Origin of the sequence: Celeribacter baekdonensis B30 (genome assembly GCF_000299875.1) — a bacterium.
Classification (GTDB): Bacteria; Pseudomonadota; Alphaproteobacteria; order Rhodobacterales; family Rhodobacteraceae; genus Celeribacter; species Celeribacter baekdonensis_A.
This window is the reverse complement of record NZ_AMRK01000014.1, coordinates 1-15,519: the sequence shown is the minus strand read 5'-3', so window position 1 is coordinate 15,519 and position 15,519 is coordinate 1. Positions and strand designations below refer to the sequence as shown.

Below are 15,519 nucleotides of genomic sequence, written 5' to 3'. Positions count from 1 at the left end.
GAACTGTGGTCGTTACACGTCCTGCGACATTGCGCGAGCGTGAAATCCGTGGTGTCCGGCCGGTTCATGCGCCGGGTCTTTTATGTATTCAACTGTCCGTTTCAGCGACGATCAGGTCAACAGATCGGAGATTTGCCGCGCCAAAACAATTTGTATGAGGCTTTGAACTAAAAGAATTTTTTGCAACCTCCGGACATAGCCGGCGCTACTTTTCGACCTCTGACAGTACTTTGCCGACCACGCCTCAACCGGCAATCACCCCGGCGGCACGCAGATTGGCAATCTCATCGCTGCTGTAGCCGATTTCGGACAAGACCTTATCCGTCTGTGCGCCCATCTTTTGCGGCGGGTTCTCCAGCGAGGGGCCGTCCTCCTGCATCCGAAAACCGGCCAGCGTGGTGGTCATCCCCTCAGGCGTTCCATCGGCCCCGTCGAATCTGTGCAGCACCGGCCGCGCCAGAGTCTGCACATCGCTCAACGCCTCGCCCAGATCCCGGATACGGGCGCAGGGGATACCGTGTGCCTGTAGCCGCTCCTCCCAATAGGCCGCCGAGCGTCTCAGGAAGGCGGTTTGCAGGACAACGCTTTCCTCTTCATGCGCATCGAGCCGCTGGTTGTTGTCCTGCTTGACCATGTCCTCGCGCCCGAGCAAGCGCCAAAGCTTGGCCTGCTGTTTGAGGTTCGAAGCCGAGACCATCATCGGCGCGTCGCTGGCGTGATACATGCCGATTGTCGCAAAAACATAGGTATTGCCTTTCGGGGCCGGAACCTTGCCGTTCCAAAAATAAGAAGCCACATGCGAGGTCGCGAACATCAGTGCCACATCCAGCATCGACACATCGACGAAATTGCCGATGCCACCGTTACGCGCGCGCTGTAACAAGGCCGCAGTGATCGCATAGGCGGTGGTGGTGCCCGCCGCGTAATCCATGATCGGCGCGCCGCATTTGAATGGCTTTTCCGGATCGTCTCCGGTCATCGCCATGAAGCCGGAAAACGCCTGAATGATGTTGTCATAACCGCGTAGTTCACGCCGTGGTCCGGTCGTCCCAAAAGCCGAAAGCGAGCAATAAATCAGCCCGGGGTTGCGCACCTTGAGATCCTCATAGCCGAGCCCCAATGCCTCGAATGCCCCCGGTCGATAGTTTTCAATGAAGACATCTGCTGTGTCGATCAGGCGCAGCATCGCCTCCTTGCCCTCGGGCGTCTTCAAGTCTATCGCGACTGAAGATTTATTGCCCGCTTGCCCCAGAAAAGCCGTGCCCATTCCGATGTCATTCATCGCCCGATCCGGCCCTTGGGCGCGTGCCTGATCGGGATCGTTCGGATCCTCTACCTTGATGACATCGGCACCAAGTGTGGCCAGCTGGAACGCCGCGAAAGGCCCAGCCAACACATGTGTGGTATCGATCACCCTATAGTTTTGAAACGCCTTCATTTGGGTCAACTCCGTCCCTTTTCTGATCTTGCCGATATTTGCTGGCGGCTTGGATCAAAGCGGTGCAATCTGGTCTCAGCGCTTATTGAAGGCGCCAAGCGGGTTGTAATCAACGTCGTTTGCTTTCCGAAATGTTGGGTCAGTTCTGACCTATGCGTTCCCCGCCCTCGCGCGTGTTCGGCTATGATGGAAGGGACGAAAATATTTGGCGAGATCGCACAATACCATGACCACCAACAGCCTGCCGCTTTCGGATGCGACGCTCTGCGCAGCGCCCTTTCACCTAGATGCAAGGGGGCTGGACTGGGTCAAGACGCAATTCAACGCGCTCGGGACAGAGGCGAAGATTGCGCAGCTCATTCTGCCGATGTGCCGTGATCTGTCCGATGACAGTATCGACGCCTTGGCCGCACGCGGGCTCGGCGGGGTGCATCGGTTCCCCAGCTATTCCGAGGAGGAACTGCGCCACTCGGCCCAGCGTCTGATGCAAACCTGTGCCGTGCCGCCGCTGTTAACTGCCGATATCGAGATGTCTGAAAAGGCCAGCGTCAAGGCTGGCACCGCCTTCCCTAACCAAATGGCTGTCGCCGCGACGGGTGATCCCGAAAATGCCCGGCGGATGGGGGCAATCGCGGCACGCGAGGCGGGCTATCTCGGTTTTGGCATCAGTTGGACGCCAGTGGCCGATCTCGCGCTGAATTTCCGCTCCAACGCGGTGAACACCCGCAGCTTTTCCGACAAGGTCGATCAGACGCTTTCGATGGTCTGTGCCTATCTCGACGGGATGCAGGACGATGGCCTTGTGGCCTGCGTCAAACATTTCCCCGGCGAGGGGCTGGACGAGCGCGATCAACACTACGTCACCACCCACAACACCATGGCAATGGACGATTGGTACGCAAGTTTCGGCAGGATCTACGCCGCCGCAATCGCCAAGGATGTCCGCCTTGTCATGGCCGGTCACGTCACCCTTCCGGCCTATCGTCGGAACACAGGAGACGCGGCAGTGAGCGGGGCCACCCTCCCGGCCTCACTCAATGCGAACCTGCTTGGCGAACTGCTGCGCGGGGAACTGGGATATAACGGTGTCATCGTTTCGGATGCGACGGGCATGGCGGGATTCACCTCCTGCGGGGCGCGCAAGGACATTGTCCCGCTTTGCATCGAAAGCGGATGCGACATTCTGCTATTTCCGCGCGATATCGACGAGGATATGCAGTTTCTCCGCGACGGTCTGGACAGTGGCGCGCTGTCGCAAACCCGCCTGGACCAAGCGGTGCTACGCATTCTGGCGCTCAAGGCCTCCATGGGGCTGCATCTGGACCGGCCCGCCGTCCCGCTCGAGGACCGACGCGCACGGTTGCTGGCATCCGAGGAGCATCGCGGCTGGGCCAAAGGTGTCGCAGAAGGCTGCGTGACCTTGGTCAAGGATACCCAAAGCCTGTTGCCCCTGTCGCCTGAACGTCACCGCCGCATCCTGTTGGCCGAGTTGCGCGACCGCCGCAGCCCCTCCGCCCCCCTGCCCGACCTCGAAATCCCCACCATGCTGGAACAGCTCGGGTTCGAGATCACCCGCGTTGTCCCGGGCGAGCCCATTGATGCAACCGGGCAGGACATCGGCCTGTATCTGATGGCTGAGGAAGGGCTCTCGGGCAAAGAGCACCTCGGGCCGCAATGGGAACGGCTGCACGGCGCCTTTCCACTGACGATGCAGCGCATGTGGCAGCATCTGCCGACGCTCTATGTCTCGCTCGGCTCGCCTTTCCTGACCTTTCACATGCCCGATTGTCCAACCTTCGTGAACGCCTACTGCGCCGTGCGTCCGGTCCAGCAGGCCGTCGTCGATGCCCTGACCGGCGCGATTTCCTTCCGGGGCGAAAGCCCGGTGGAGCTGCCCTTTGGCCTCCCCCTCTGAACGCGGTCTGACCAGTCGTTTATGTATCCCAAGTGCAGACCAAAGGTTGGTTTACCCGTCGCGCGGATGGCTTTTTACTGCCCACAGTCCGGCGCGACAAGCGCCTGACTTGCTCTTGAGGAGGAGACAAGAACATCATGAAAATGCTTTCCACTGGCTTTGCGTGCCTTGCGGCCGCAGCGACTTTTGTCGCAACAACCATCACCCCCGTGGCCGCCGAAGAGGCGTGGCCGAGCGGTCCGGTTTCGGTGATCATGCACACCAAGCCCGGCGGCACATCCGACATTTTCATCCGAACGCAGGCCAAATCGCTTGAACCGGAAATCGGTCGGGACGTCATCGTGGTCAATGCCCCGGGCGGCGGTGGCGCAAACCAGATGAGCCGCGTCAGCTCCGCCAAGCCCGATGGACTGACACTGGGTGTGAACACCTTGACTCATTTCACCGGCATGCAGACCAACCTCAAAGGCACCTTCGCGCCCGAGGATTTTTCCTGGATCGCCTCGGTTCAGGAAGACCCGATCCTGTTCTTCGTCCGCGAAGACAGCCCTTATCAGAGCTTTGACGACGTGATTGCCGCGGCTAAGGAAAATCCTGAAAGCATCAATATCGGCGGTTTCGGCCCGATCGGTTCCATGCAGCATATCGGTATGTCGATGCTTGAAAATGCCACCGACACCAAATTCAACTGGATCGGCTACCCTTCAACACCCGATATCATTGCCGCCCTGCTCGGTGGGCACGTCGATATCGGCGTTTCGAACCTTGGGCCGACGGCCGAATACTTCGAATCCGGTCGCATCCGTGGTTTGGGCGTGTTGGGTGACGAACGGCTGGAAGGAGAGCCCGATCTGCCCACCTTCATCGAACAGGGTGTCGATGTGGATTCGAGCTGGATTCAGGTACGCGGCGTGTTTGGCCCCGCCGATATGCCAATGGAATTGCAGCAGAAAGTGGCCGATGCCTTCCACGAAGCGATGCGGGCCGACTCCTATCAGGAGTATGCTCGCAGCACGGGTGTCACGGATTCCTGGATGGGTCCGGCGGAATACGCCGATTTCGTCGCCAATATCTCTGACGTTGCGGTGGAACAGCTGACCGCCGCCGGTGTGTTGCAATAATCTCGGTTCGGATCTTACGCTTCCGTTCGGTCGGATTTAAAACAGGGCACGCGACAGCGTGCCCTGTTTGCATTCAAACTGGCGCCGACAGGGTTTGAACAGCGGCGATCAAGCTGCCATCGCCCCGCGTCATCACGGACATCGTGCCATGATCGGCAACATATACGCGATCGCCCTGATTGATATTGCCCAGATAAACCACATCACGGCCCAACACCGGCTCGGGTCGTTCGGATCGGGCGTAGGCCGCCGCCTCGGCGATCCGCGAGAAGGTCGGAAAATAGAGCAGGCCAACCGCGTTGAAATCCAGAGACGGCGTTGGGCGTTCGCAATAGTAGGTCTGCACCCCAACCTGCGCCGCCTTGCGCAGGCTGCGCGCCGTCTCCCGCGTCTCACCATCGAGCATCATCAGCTCGGGCCCGGCGGGCATGATCTGCATATCCCCAAGGACGGTATTGCGGAAAATCCGCGTATTGGATCGGCTCGCGTCATGGCTGACAAATGTTGAGATCATCGACACTTTGGCGATGCGTTCGCCCCCGACCATGATCTGATGTGTGGACCCTGTGCGCGTGTCCGACACCGCGAACAGCCTCGACAAGATCTGCGCATCCTGCCCCAGAAGAGGCCGGGACAGCGGATAAAACCGCAGCGATGTCGTGCAAAAAGCGGCATAAACCGGTCGGCCGTCTTCCGCGTGAAACACCGCCTCGCGCTGGCCGAGGGCCTTGGCAATGAGCGCCCAATGCTGGTCGCCGCAAAAGCGCAAAAGCCATTGTTCCGACAGGCCCGCGGGCGAGAGCTGCGCCATGCCCAGCGGCAGGCTGACAGCCTCCTCGACCGGGGCCTGCCGCGCGGCGAAGGCAACAACCGCCATCAGGCGACGGCCCGCTTGCCAGCGCTTTGCAATTGCAGGGCGATCTGCTCGGCCAGATAGGTGCTGTCCTCCTCAATCCCGAGGAAGCGACCCGACCCCCAGGTATTCAACCAGCCCAGCCCGATAAAGTGGAACCCCGGAACATCCGTCACGCCGCGTTTGAATTTCGGCTTGCCGCGCGCATCAAACACATCGACCTCGATCCAGTCATAATCGGGACGGAAGCCAATGGCCCAAAGCACCGAGGAAATCCCCGCGGCCTTGGCATTCAGCTCGGAGCGCTCCTCTGCGGGTTCCCAGACCTTGGTGAAGGGCGGCTCTTCGGGCGCGTCGATGCCGTTGCGGGCGATATAGGCATCGATCTGGTCGCGGATGCCGACATAGCTGCGATCCGCATCATCGAGGTTCTGTTTCAGATCCGGCAGGAATTTCAGGGTATGCCCGTCCATATCGGCCAGCGATCCGTAAAGCTCGACCCCGTGGTCGACATGCCATTGGCGCAGGTCGATCTCCTTGCCGCCATCGCGGCCCGACATGTAGTGGTTGGTCTGGGTCAGCGCCTTGAACGGATCGGGATGCGTGTCGATGGTGATTTCGTAATGGCCCGCGTCGTGCAGCCAGTCGGTGGCATCGCGACCGCGATATTTGCGCGGACTGCGCGGCGCGGGGCCGACGGCCAGATGCACACCACGCCCCGCGCGGACGAAGTCCTCCATGATCTGCACACCCGATTGGCCGGTTCCGACGATCAGCACATCACCGTCGGGCAGCTGCGAGGGGTTGCGGTAATCGACCGAGTGCATCTGCACGATCGTCGGGTCCAGCGCTTGCGCATAGGCGGGTTCGATCGGGTTGTCATAGCCGCCCGTGGCAATCACCACCTGATCGCAGGTCCATGTGCCAATGCTGGTCTCGACAACATAGCCACCCTTCGGCAAATGCACGACACGGGTCACGGCGACGTGCTCATGGAGGTTCGGCTCGAAGGTTGCCGTAAAGGCATCGAGATAATCGGTGATCTCGTCACGCAGCATGAAGCCATCGGGGTCAGTGCCCCCGAATTCCTTGTCATAATGGAAATCCGGTAGGCGGCATTGCCAGTTCGGCGTCACAAGACAGAAACTGTCCCAGCGGTTGACGCGCCAGGAATGGAACTTTTCATTGCGCTCGAAGACGACGCATTCGATGCCTTTTTTGTACAGGTTATAGGCCACCGAAAGGCCCGCCTGACCGCCACCAACAATCGCGACGGGAATATGCGGGGTGTGGGTATCATTCATGGTCTCGTCCTTTTTCAGGTGATTGACAGGCAGGTGACTTGAGCGTCCGGCTGGCCCTGAAAGCCAGCCACCCGTGTTTCGATCTTGTCGAGCTGAGCCATCGCCGAGGTGCAGGCAAAGCCGTATTTGCGTTCCACGCGGTTCGAAGCGCGCTCCATCGCAACGCGGGCGCGTTGCAGAAACTCGGGCAAAGGATAGCTTTGCCCCGGAGTGAACAGCTCGGTGATAACGCTGGAGGGCGAATAGCAGCGCTCCTCGCTGCCATCGGGCCAACGCAGAGTCCAATGCATCTCAGGCATGGGCAGGCTCCTTTCGGGAAAGCGACAGGTAGGGGGTTTGGGCGTGATCCCAGAATAACGCCGTCTCGCCGCCCCGTTGCAGAGTGACTTGTGCGCCGTCCGTGACCGCGCCGATCGGGTCGGCCCAGATGCCGCGCTCGTGGAAGGTGCTACAGACCTCCGCGGCCTGCTCCGGCGCGACCGAGAGCAAAAAGCCAAAACTGGGAAAGCTGTGCAGCCAGCGTTGCAGCGGCACATCGGTGGGCGGCACGATCCGATCCAGATCCAGCACCATGCCCACCGAGGAGCTTTCGGCCAGCATCAGCGCCGTGCCGGCAATACCGCCCTGGCTGATGTCCTTACCAGCTCTCAATTGGCCCCTTTCGGCCAGCTCGGGCAAAATCGCGAGATCGCCACGCAGCCGGTCATGCGGCGCATCGAGCGCGGCGCAGAAATTGTCGAAATTCACATAGCGCCCCCGATGGTCGATCGCCGCCAAAAGCACATCGCCGGGGCGCCCGTCGAAGCTGGTCACCGGCTTTTGCGCCTTGCCCAGAACGGACACGGCGAGGTTCAGCTCGGCAGCAGAAAAATTGGTGTGGCCACCCACCAGCGGCACGCCGTACGCCTCGGCGGCATCGCGCAGCCCTTTCATCAGGGGCGCAGCAATACCTGCATCGGGTGCCCAGACCTGATCAATCAGCGCCGTTGCCCGCCCGCCCATGGCGGCGATGTCCGACAGGTTGACCATCACCCCGCACCAGCCCGCGAACCACGGATCGGCCTGAACGAATGCGGGAATAAACCCCTCGCCCGCCAGAAGGTCATAGCCCTCTGCCGTCTTGATCATCGCAGCGTCGTCACCGGGTGTGCCAGCCGTATCGCCGGTCAGCCCCAGCATGCCCGTCGCCTGCGCGATGCCCAGTTTCGAGCGGATCGCGGGATGCGCGCGCAGGGCGTCCGCCAGATATGCCAGCGTCTCACTCATATGCGTCGCCCTGGTTTCAGGAACCAGCCCGAGGTCGGATTTTCACAGGGCGGGTAGAAGGACAAGTCGGCGGACATCTTGGCGTGGGGCACCCCATGCAGTGTAACCTCCTCCAAAACCGCCCATTTCAACCGGCGAAACAGTGGCACGTTCTGCTTTTGCACATGCGCAAGAAAGGTATCGCAGCCGCGTGCATTCGCGGTGCAGACCGCCAGCCGGATCAGTTCGGAGCCAAGCCGTCCGACCTGCCGAAAGTCGCTGTCCACCGCCAGTCGCGAGCCCCACCACAGGCGTGGGCTTTCCTCGTGGATGCGCACGGTGCCGACCACTTGATCGGCCTCGTGCGCATAGGTCGAAAGCGCAACAAGATGGGTGGCAACAAGGTCAATCTCGTCGCGGTCATGGGTCGCGAAAATGCCCTGTTCCTCGACAAAGACGCGGCGACGCAATGCCTCGGCCCCGCGTGCCTCGAACGGTTTGGAGGCGGCGCGGATATAATAGCCGGGGCATTGGAACTGGCGGTGCTCAAGCTCGATCATGCCGACACCTTCAGTTTTTCATAGGTCGAAAGAGCCGAACAGGCACCGCATTTGCCGCATCCCGCCTTGATATCCTCGGACCGGATACCGGCACGCACGATCATCTCGCCCAAGGGGCGCAGGATCGAGGCCATGAATTCGGGCTTGGGTGCGGGGTGGCTTTCCAGCGGCGTGCCCGAGATCGGGACAAAGGGGACGACGAAGGGATAAACGCCCATGTCACACAGCTTTTGCCCCATCTCGAGGATCGCCTCGCGCGTGTCCCCAAGCCCGGCGAGAATGTAGGTAGAGACCTGAGCCCGGCCAAAGACCTTCACCGCCGCCTCGAAACTGGACATGTATTTTTCCAGCGGCACGGTCGCCTTGCCCGGCATGATACGTTCGCGCACCTCTTGCGTGACGGCTTCCAGATGCATGCCGAGTGCGTCAATCCCCGCATCTTTCATGCGCTGGTGCCAGATGTCGTCATCGGGCGGTTCGCACTGACCTTGCAACGGCAGATCGACAGCGGCTTTGATTGCCCGCGCGCTCTCGACCATGACCGCCGCGCCGCGATCACGGCCCTTGGGTGTGCCGGTGGTCAGCACCATATGCTTGACCCCATCCAGTTCGACCGCCGCCTTGGCGACCTCGGCCAGCTGTGCCGGCGTCTTATGCGCGATGGTGCGGCCTGCGGCGAGGCTCTGGCCAATGGCGCAGAACTGACAGGTCTTCTTGCGGCTCTCATAGCGGATACAGGTTTGCAGCACGGTCGTGGCCAGAACGTCGCGCGAATGCAGCGTCGCAATCTGGCTATAGGGCACGCCGTCGGCAGTGGTCAGATCGTAGAACTTGGGTTTGGTCGGAAACCGTACCTTGGCGATTTCGGCCCCGTCCCGGGTCACGCGGGACTGGCCCTTGGCGTCCGGTGGCTCGACCAAGAAGGGCGATTCAAAGGCGGGCGCCGTGTGGACCGGCACCATCACCGTCGTCTCGCCAATAGTGATGGCCTTGTGATCAGACGGCCCTGCCCCGCCGCGCCGGGCCTCGTGACCGACGCGCGGATCGACCAGCCGCATGCCGTGAGATTGAAGATCGTTGATCAGATCAGCATCAGACAGGTTGGATTCAGGCAGGTCAGATTCAAACATGGCGCGTCTCCTTTTCGTCAAGATCTGAGTACATCGGCGGCTGCAGAACGGGCGCAGCCTCGAAAGCGACGCGTGTCTCAGCTGGGCGAGTGTCATGCACCAGGTGCAGCAATTCGGGGCGGGCATAGTGCCCGACGCTGTCCATCATTCGCTTGCGCTTGGTGATCAACTTCATGTCCAGATCCGCGATCAGAATGCCCTCGCCCTCAGTCAGCGGCTCGGCCAGATGGCGGCCTTCGGGAGAAATGATGCAGGTCATACAGCCGTCACGCATGGCCTTTTGCAGCTTGGGATCGGGATGCAGTGATTGGATCTGCTCTTCGGTCAGCCAGCCTGTCGCGTTGACCACGAAACAGCCCGCCTCCAGAGCGTGGTGGCGCATGGTGACCTCGATCTGTTCGCCAAAGATCGGCCCGACGAGGCTACCCGGGAAATGCGCCGCGTGGATTTCTTCGTGCTGGGTCATCAGCGCATAGCGGGCAAGCGGATTGTAATGTTCCCAACAGGCCAGCGCGCCAACGCGGCCCACTTTGGTCTCGACCACCTTTAGCCCGGCACCGTCGCCCTGCCCCCACACCATGCGCTCATGGTAGGTGGGCGTAATCTTGCGCCGCTTCAGCGCAAGGCTGCCATCGGCGTCGAAAATCAGCTGTGTGTTATAAAGCGAGCCGTGGTCGCGCTCGTTCACGCCCAGAACCACGACAACACCGCGTTTGCGCGCCGCATCCGCCACGGCCTGCGTTTCCGGCGAGGGGACGACAACTGATTCTTGATACAGCTCCAGATGCGCGGTGCCTTGCTGCACCGGCGGCTGCACAAAGGAAAAATACGGATAATAGGGCACGAAGGTCTCGGGGAAGACAATGAACTCCGCACCCTTGTCGGCGGCATCCGCGATGGCGTTCAGCACGCGTTCAATCGTGCCCGCGCGTCCCGCCAGATCGGGGGCAATCTGCACCGCTGCGGCGCGAATGATATCGGTTCTCATGATCTCTTTCCCGTTTTGATAAGACGAACGTACGCAGGGAACCGGGCCGGCGTTGCGGCCCGACTCCAACCGGCTCAAACCGTCCAGGTGTCGAGGATGAAGGCATCGTCCTTGCGGTGCAGCAGGATGCAATCGAGTACGTCTTGCGGCGCAATCGGGACGATGCCCGGCAGCAGCGAGGGTTCGCCGTGGCCATAAAGCGCCTGAAGACCGAAACGGCAGCAATAGACCTTGCCGCCCTCGGCCATGAACTTCTTGAGATTGACGGCAAAATTCTGATGACCGGGGAAGGCTTCGTCGCCCAGAGTCGGGAAACCGCGTTGGATCCCCAGGGTCACGCCGGGGCCATAGAGCAGGATTGAGGTCTCGAATCCTTTGCGTTGCAGACGAATTGCCTGCAGAATGTTGACCAGACCGATGGACCCTTCAAAGGCAACTGTATGGAAGGTCACAAGGGCCTTTTCGCCTTCGTCGGCTTTAACATCTTCAAAGACCTTTTCTTCGTAATCCACGAAGAAATCACCATCTTTATGCGCTTCTTTTGTAACTTTTGGCATCCTGAGTCTCCTGTTCATTGGATGTCCCCACCCTGTTACCAGTGCTCCACACCACGCAATACTGCAATCATTTAGGAATCAATTATGCATACAATAATACATTCTCTTGCCGAATCTTTGAGCGGCTGCGCGGCATCTTGACGCTTTCTGCGGCGCAACTGTGATCCCCCGAACTCACAGACGAGCCACCTCGTGCGGTCGCAGGATGCCATCCATACAATCCGCTTCAATTTTCGCGAATCATTCGCTATCAACGGATGACAACGGAGAACGACATGATCGACTGGACCCCCCAGACCAAAGCCAACGGCAAACCGCGCTACATCGCCATTGCGGACGCCATTGAGCAAGACATCAAGGAGGGCGTCCTGACGCCCGGCACCCGCCTGCCGCCGCAACGGCGACTGGCCGAGCGCATGGGCATCGACTTCACCACCGTCTCGCGCGGCTACACCGAGGCCCAATCCCGCGGCCTCATCAAAAGTCAGGTTGGACGCGGCACCTTTATCGCGGAACCCGCCGAGACCACCGCCGGGCCCGACCCGCTGCGGCTTGCCGAAGAAGACCTGTCGATGAACCTGCCGCCAGAGCCGACAGACCCGGCCCTGATCGCCAATATGCGCAGCGGACTGGACTATGTCTCCGCCAACCTTCTGCAGCTGCTGCGCTATCAATCCTCGACCGGCTCAGACAAGGACAAGGCCGCCGCCTCGACCTGGCTCAGCCTGCGCGGCATGATCCCCACCAGCGCGCGACTTGTCATTTCACCGGGCGCGCACAGCACGATCTGCGCCATTCTGACGATCCTGACCCAGCCCGGCGACACCGTCCTGTGCGAACAGATCACCTATCCCGGCTTTCGCAACATTGCCTCGCGGCGCGGACTAAACCTTATCGGCCTCGAAATGGACGAGGACGGCATCCTGCCCGACGCGCTGAACACCGCCATTCTGCGTCATGGCCCCAAGGCGCTCTATCTGAACCCGACATTGCAGAACCCGACCACATTGACCATCCCGACAGAGCGACGACTGGCCATTTCGGAAGTGCTGAACAAACACGGGTTACACCTGATTGAGGACGACGCCTATGGCTTCATCCCTGCCAAGGCGCCCGCGCCGATTGCCGTCTCGGCGCCAGATCTGACCTGGCATATTGGCGGGCTGGCGAAATGCATCGGCGCCGGATTGCGACTGGCCTACACGGTCGCACCCACGAGCCGACTGGCCTATTCGCTGGGACAGACGCTCAAGGTACAGGCAGTCATGGCCTCGCCGATCACCACCGCCCTGGCAACGCAATGGATCGAGGATGGCACCGCCGATCAGATCCGGCGCTTCATCCGGTCGGAAACCTCGGCACGACAGGCCATCGCGCGCGAGGTGCTTGAGGGATTCGACTTTCAGGGGGCAGAAAATGCCTTCAATGTCTGGCTCACCCTACCCGAGGACGTCGGACGCGCCGATGTCGTCGCCCGGATGGCCGGACGCCCGATCGGGATCATGCCCTCGGACGCCTTCAGCGTCGGGATCACACCTGGTGATGAGGTGCGCCTGTGCCTTGGCGGATCACTGTCTCGCGAGGCGCTGCGCGCGAACCTTTACTTCCTCGTCAATAGCCTTCAGCACAGCGCGTTTCTTGGGTGACGGCGGCGGGGCTTTGCACCCGCCCGAAACCACGCAGCCCCTTGGCCCACTGAAAGGCCACGAACATCGCCTTTACTGGTGGGAGCAACACAAGACACAAGGCGATTGCGACCACCGACAGCAGGCAGGCGACGAGCAAGGGATTGTCGCGGAAGGCCTCAAAGGCCACCGGGAGCGAAAAGCCCACGAGATGCCCAACAATCAAAATCACAACATAGGCAGGGCCGTCATCCGCACGCTGCGGCGTAAAATCGAGACCGCAAACCGCGCATTCGGACCGCACCTTCAGGTAGCCCTTAAACACGGCGCCCTCGCCGCAGCTCGGGCATTTGCACCGAGATCCACGCTTCAGCGCGGCACGCATATCATGGGATGTTTCCGTTTCGGCGTCAGGATTGGACATCTTGGCATTTCCTTCTTCAGACATGGGCAAGACATCCGCCACGCACCAGTTTCGCTACATTAAGACATACAATTTTTATATTGTATTGCGAATGTGTCATTTTGTCCATCACTCAGGCGGGCCTATGCGATAGCGCCGTATGGTCGAAGTAACGGTCCGGCCTTACCACTTGAAACATTCAGGATTTCCCAACATTGACCGCATACAAGTTACCCGCCATACTAGCAAATAGGTCAAACGAGTTGGCCATGCACGCCGATTGGCTGCTTCGTCAGTGCAGGCAATGTTGTTTCCACTCATCGCGCAATGCATGGAATATTGAAATGTCATCTATTCCCAACCGCACACTGCCGCCCCTCAATCCGCTCAAGGCGTTCGAGGCCGCGGCACGGCACAACAGCCTGACCCTTGCGGCAGAAGAGCTGAATGTCAGCCAAGTCGCCGTCAGCCGACAGGTTCGCGTCCTCGAGGACTATATGGGCGTCACCCTGTTTCGCCGTCTCAACCGTGGCATCGAACTGACCCGTGAGGGCAGTCTTTTGTTCAGAGGCGTCGGTCAGGCCTTTCAGGACATTGAGGACGCGACAAAAAACGTGTCCCGCCGGGGCCAGCGCAACATTTTGGCGATCCAGTCCTATGTCACGTTCTCGCGCGGCTGGCTGATGCCCCGGTTGGGGGATTTTCACAAGGCCCATCCCCGCATCGAGGTGCGCCTGTCCTCGTCCCCCGAAGCCGCCGATTTCGACACGGACAATCTGGATGCTGCGATCCGCGGCGGCGATGGCAACTGGCCGGGCCTGCATGCCGAAAAATTAGCGGATATGGAGCTAATTCCGGTCTGTTCGCCTGCCTTTCTCGCCGAGAACCCGTTGGAGCGGGTCGAGGATCTGGCCAAGGTTAAACTGCTGCATTCCATGGCGCGACCAAAGGACTGGACATCATGGCTTGAGGCAGTTGGTGCCAAGTTTCCTCCGAAAAACCGCCTGTTGTTCGAAAACAGTTCTCTGGCCTATGAGGGCGCGCTCATGGATCTGGGTGTCGCGATTGCAAACCGCCATTTCGTACAGATGCAGCTGCGCGCCGGAACGCTGGTCGCACCCTTCGAACAGGGCTGTCGAACGGGCGAAAGTTACTACCTGACATGGCCAAAGGACGAAGCACCATCCTCCCCGTTGCTGAAATTTCTCGACTGGATTCGCATCCACTTTGCCCCGGACGAGAGCGAGACCCCAGAGATGGCGCCGGATCAACCGCTCGAAGTGTCTTCATCCCCGTCGCGTTCGGGATTCTCGATCTGAATACGCTCGCGCATCCAGTCGAGGAACTTGATAAGCGTGCGCGAGGGGGCAGCATTCTTGGGCCATGTCAAGAAATAGCCCTCGCCACTGTAACAGCTCAGATCGCCGAATGGCGCGACGAGATTACCGTTCTGTAACTGGCGTTTGACGAAAATCTTGACGGCCAGCGCGACCCCGCTGCTCATGGACGCCGCCTCATATGCCAAGGCCGAGCTTTCGAAGCGAATGCCCGGCTCGGGGTCGATATCGGCGCCGACCCGCTTGAGCCACGCCGCCCAATCCGTCGGCCGCGCCATGGAATGCAGCAGGCGGACGCGGGCCAGATCGTTCGGATGGAACAATTCATGCTGTTCCTGGTACTCAGGTGTGCAGATCGGAATCAATTCGACATTGACCAGCTTTTCAGAATGCAACTCTGGCCAGTCGCCCTTGCCGGCCCGAATGGCTGCATCAAGGTTCTGACTTTCGAAATCGACCGGCGCGGTTGAGGAACTCAGGCGCACCTCTATCCGGGGATGTTTGTCGTGGAAATCCGTCAAGCGCGGAATCAGCCAGCGTTGGGAAAAGGTCGTGTAGGATTGAATGGCCAGAATATCGCGCCGACCACGCCGGGACACACGCCGGGATGCGGTGGCAATATCCTGAAACGCATGGGAAATCCCCTCGTAGAGTTGGCGCCCCTCATCGGTCAGCTCCACACCGCGATGCAGTCGGCGGAACAGGTTCACGCCGAAATAATCTTCCAGCGTCTTGACCTGACGGCTGACCGCGACCTGACTGACATTCAGCTCTTCCGCCGCGAGCGTCAGGCTGCACAGACGCGCGGCCACCTCAAAGGTGCGCAGCGGATTAAGGGGCGGAATGGGACTTGTCATCTGTCTTGTCTCGTCGTTTGGAAGGCCGCGTCACAGGTCCAGATTGGAGGGGCTGCACAACGGGGTCACCCAAAAACTACGCTCCGATCATTTCAGCTGTTATTCAAACAACTTGCCTATTACTTATACAAGAATGACATCAGAAATCTAGCACCGTTCCAACGCGATCGCGATGCCTTGGCCGAC

Annotated in this window: 15 protein-coding genes; 4 read left to right on the top strand and 11 right to left on the bottom strand. The window is 60.3% G+C overall.

Going from position 1 to position 15,519, the window contains the following annotated elements; all coding sequences use genetic code 11:
• Nucleotides 1-244 precede the first annotated feature (244 nt).
• Nucleotides 245-1,438 carry a CaiB/BaiF CoA transferase family protein gene (locus B30_RS18235; protein WP_009573661.1) on the bottom strand — a complete coding sequence of 398 codons (1,194 nt, stop codon included), beginning with the start codon at nucleotides 1,436-1,438 and terminating at the stop codon, nucleotides 245-247.
• 226 nt (nucleotides 1,439-1,664) lie between these two features.
• Here B30_RS18235 and B30_RS18230 point away from each other — a divergent pair, with 226 nt between their 5' ends.
• Together B30_RS18230 and B30_RS18225 are read left to right on the top strand one after the other, a co-directional pair.
• The gene (locus B30_RS18230; RefSeq protein WP_009573660.1) at nucleotides 1,665-3,353 is read left to right on the top strand and encodes a glycoside hydrolase family 3 protein; all 1,689 of its coding nucleotides are present in this window, start codon (nucleotides 1,665-1,667) and stop codon (nucleotides 3,351-3,353) included.
• Nucleotides 3,354-3,490: 137 nt separating this feature from the next.
• Nucleotides 3,491-4,474, top strand: coding sequence for a Bug family tripartite tricarboxylate transporter substrate binding protein (locus tag B30_RS18225; RefSeq protein WP_009573659.1), 984 nt, complete (start codon nucleotides 3,491-3,493; stop codon nucleotides 4,472-4,474).
• 73 nt (nucleotides 4,475-4,547) lie between these two features.
• On the opposite strand, the gene B30_RS18220 is transcribed toward B30_RS18225, so the two are convergent.
• The 8 genes from B30_RS18220 to B30_RS18185 all read right to left on the bottom strand — a co-directional run bounded on the left by B30_RS18220 (nucleotide 4,548) and on the right by B30_RS18185 (nucleotide 11,111).
• On the bottom strand, nucleotides 4,548-5,351 hold the full coding sequence (locus tag B30_RS18220; RefSeq protein WP_009573658.1) for a Pnap_2097 family protein: 804 nt from the start codon (nucleotides 5,349-5,351) through the stop codon (nucleotides 4,548-4,550).
• The gene (locus tag B30_RS18215) at nucleotides 5,351-6,631 is read right to left on the bottom strand and encodes an MSMEG_0569 family flavin-dependent oxidoreductase (RefSeq protein WP_009573657.1); all 1,281 of its coding nucleotides are present in this window, start codon (nucleotides 6,629-6,631) and stop codon (nucleotides 5,351-5,353) included. The genes B30_RS18220 and B30_RS18215 overlap by 1 nt, the downstream gene beginning before the upstream one ends.
• A 14-nt stretch (nucleotides 6,632-6,645) precedes the next feature.
• Nucleotides 6,646-6,930, bottom strand: a complete 285-nt coding sequence (locus B30_RS18210) for an MSMEG_0570 family nitrogen starvation response protein (RefSeq protein WP_009573656.1) — start codon at nucleotides 6,928-6,930, stop codon at nucleotides 6,646-6,648.
• Nucleotides 6,923-7,897 (bottom strand): sll0787 family AIR synthase-like protein, encoded by a 975-nt coding sequence (locus B30_RS18205; protein ID WP_009573655.1) that lies wholly within the window; start codon nucleotides 7,895-7,897, stop codon nucleotides 6,923-6,925. Before B30_RS18205 ends, B30_RS18210 begins: the two co-directional genes overlap by 8 nt.
• Nucleotides 7,894-8,436 carry an MSMEG_0567/Sll0786 family nitrogen starvation N-acetyltransferase gene (locus B30_RS18200; RefSeq protein WP_009573654.1) on the bottom strand — a complete coding sequence of 181 codons (543 nt, stop codon included), beginning with the start codon at nucleotides 8,434-8,436 and terminating at the stop codon, nucleotides 7,894-7,896. The genes B30_RS18205 and B30_RS18200 overlap by 4 nt, the downstream gene beginning before the upstream one ends.
• The gene (locus tag B30_RS18195; RefSeq protein WP_009573653.1) at nucleotides 8,433-9,566 is read right to left on the bottom strand and encodes an MSMEG_0568 family radical SAM protein; all 1,134 of its coding nucleotides are present in this window, start codon (nucleotides 9,564-9,566) and stop codon (nucleotides 8,433-8,435) included. Before B30_RS18195 ends, B30_RS18200 begins: the two co-directional genes overlap by 4 nt.
• Nucleotides 9,559-10,554, bottom strand: coding sequence for a Nit6803 family nitrilase (locus B30_RS18190; RefSeq protein WP_009573652.1), 996 nt, complete (start codon nucleotides 10,552-10,554; stop codon nucleotides 9,559-9,561). The genes B30_RS18195 and B30_RS18190 overlap by 8 nt, the downstream gene beginning before the upstream one ends.
• A gap of 74 nt (nucleotides 10,555-10,628) precedes the next feature.
• Nucleotides 10,629-11,111: an MSMEG_0572/Sll0783 family nitrogen starvation response protein gene (locus tag B30_RS18185; RefSeq protein WP_009573651.1), complete on the bottom strand. Its 483-nt coding sequence runs from the start codon at nucleotides 11,109-11,111 to the stop codon at nucleotides 10,629-10,631.
• Nucleotides 11,112-11,386: 275 nt separating this feature from the next.
• On the opposite strand from B30_RS18185, the gene B30_RS18180 reads away from it, so the two are divergent.
• Entirely contained in the window at nucleotides 11,387-12,757 is a 1,371-nt protein-coding gene (locus B30_RS18180; RefSeq protein WP_009573650.1) for an aminotransferase-like domain-containing protein, read from the top strand.
• On the opposite strand, the gene B30_RS18175 is transcribed toward B30_RS18180, so the two are convergent.
• A complete protein-coding gene (locus B30_RS18175) occupies nucleotides 12,723-13,160 on the bottom strand; it encodes a DUF983 domain-containing protein (RefSeq protein WP_009573649.1) in 438 nt (145 codons plus the stop codon). The genes B30_RS18180 and B30_RS18175 overlap by 35 nt on opposite strands.
• 323 nt (nucleotides 13,161-13,483) lie before the next feature.
• On the opposite strand from B30_RS18175, the gene gcvA (B30_RS18170) reads away from it, so the two are divergent.
• Complete coding sequence (gene gcvA, locus B30_RS18170) at nucleotides 13,484-14,458, top strand: transcriptional regulator GcvA (RefSeq protein WP_009573648.1); 975 nt, start codon at nucleotides 13,484-13,486, stop codon at nucleotides 14,456-14,458.
• On the opposite strand, the gene gcvA (B30_RS18165) is transcribed toward gcvA (B30_RS18170), so the two are convergent.
• Nucleotides 14,407-15,333: a transcriptional regulator GcvA gene (gene gcvA / locus B30_RS18165; protein WP_009573647.1), complete on the bottom strand. Its 927-nt coding sequence runs from the start codon at nucleotides 15,331-15,333 to the stop codon at nucleotides 14,407-14,409. The genes gcvA (B30_RS18170) and gcvA (B30_RS18165) overlap by 52 nt on opposite strands.
• Nucleotides 15,334-15,519: the final 186 nt, after the last annotated feature.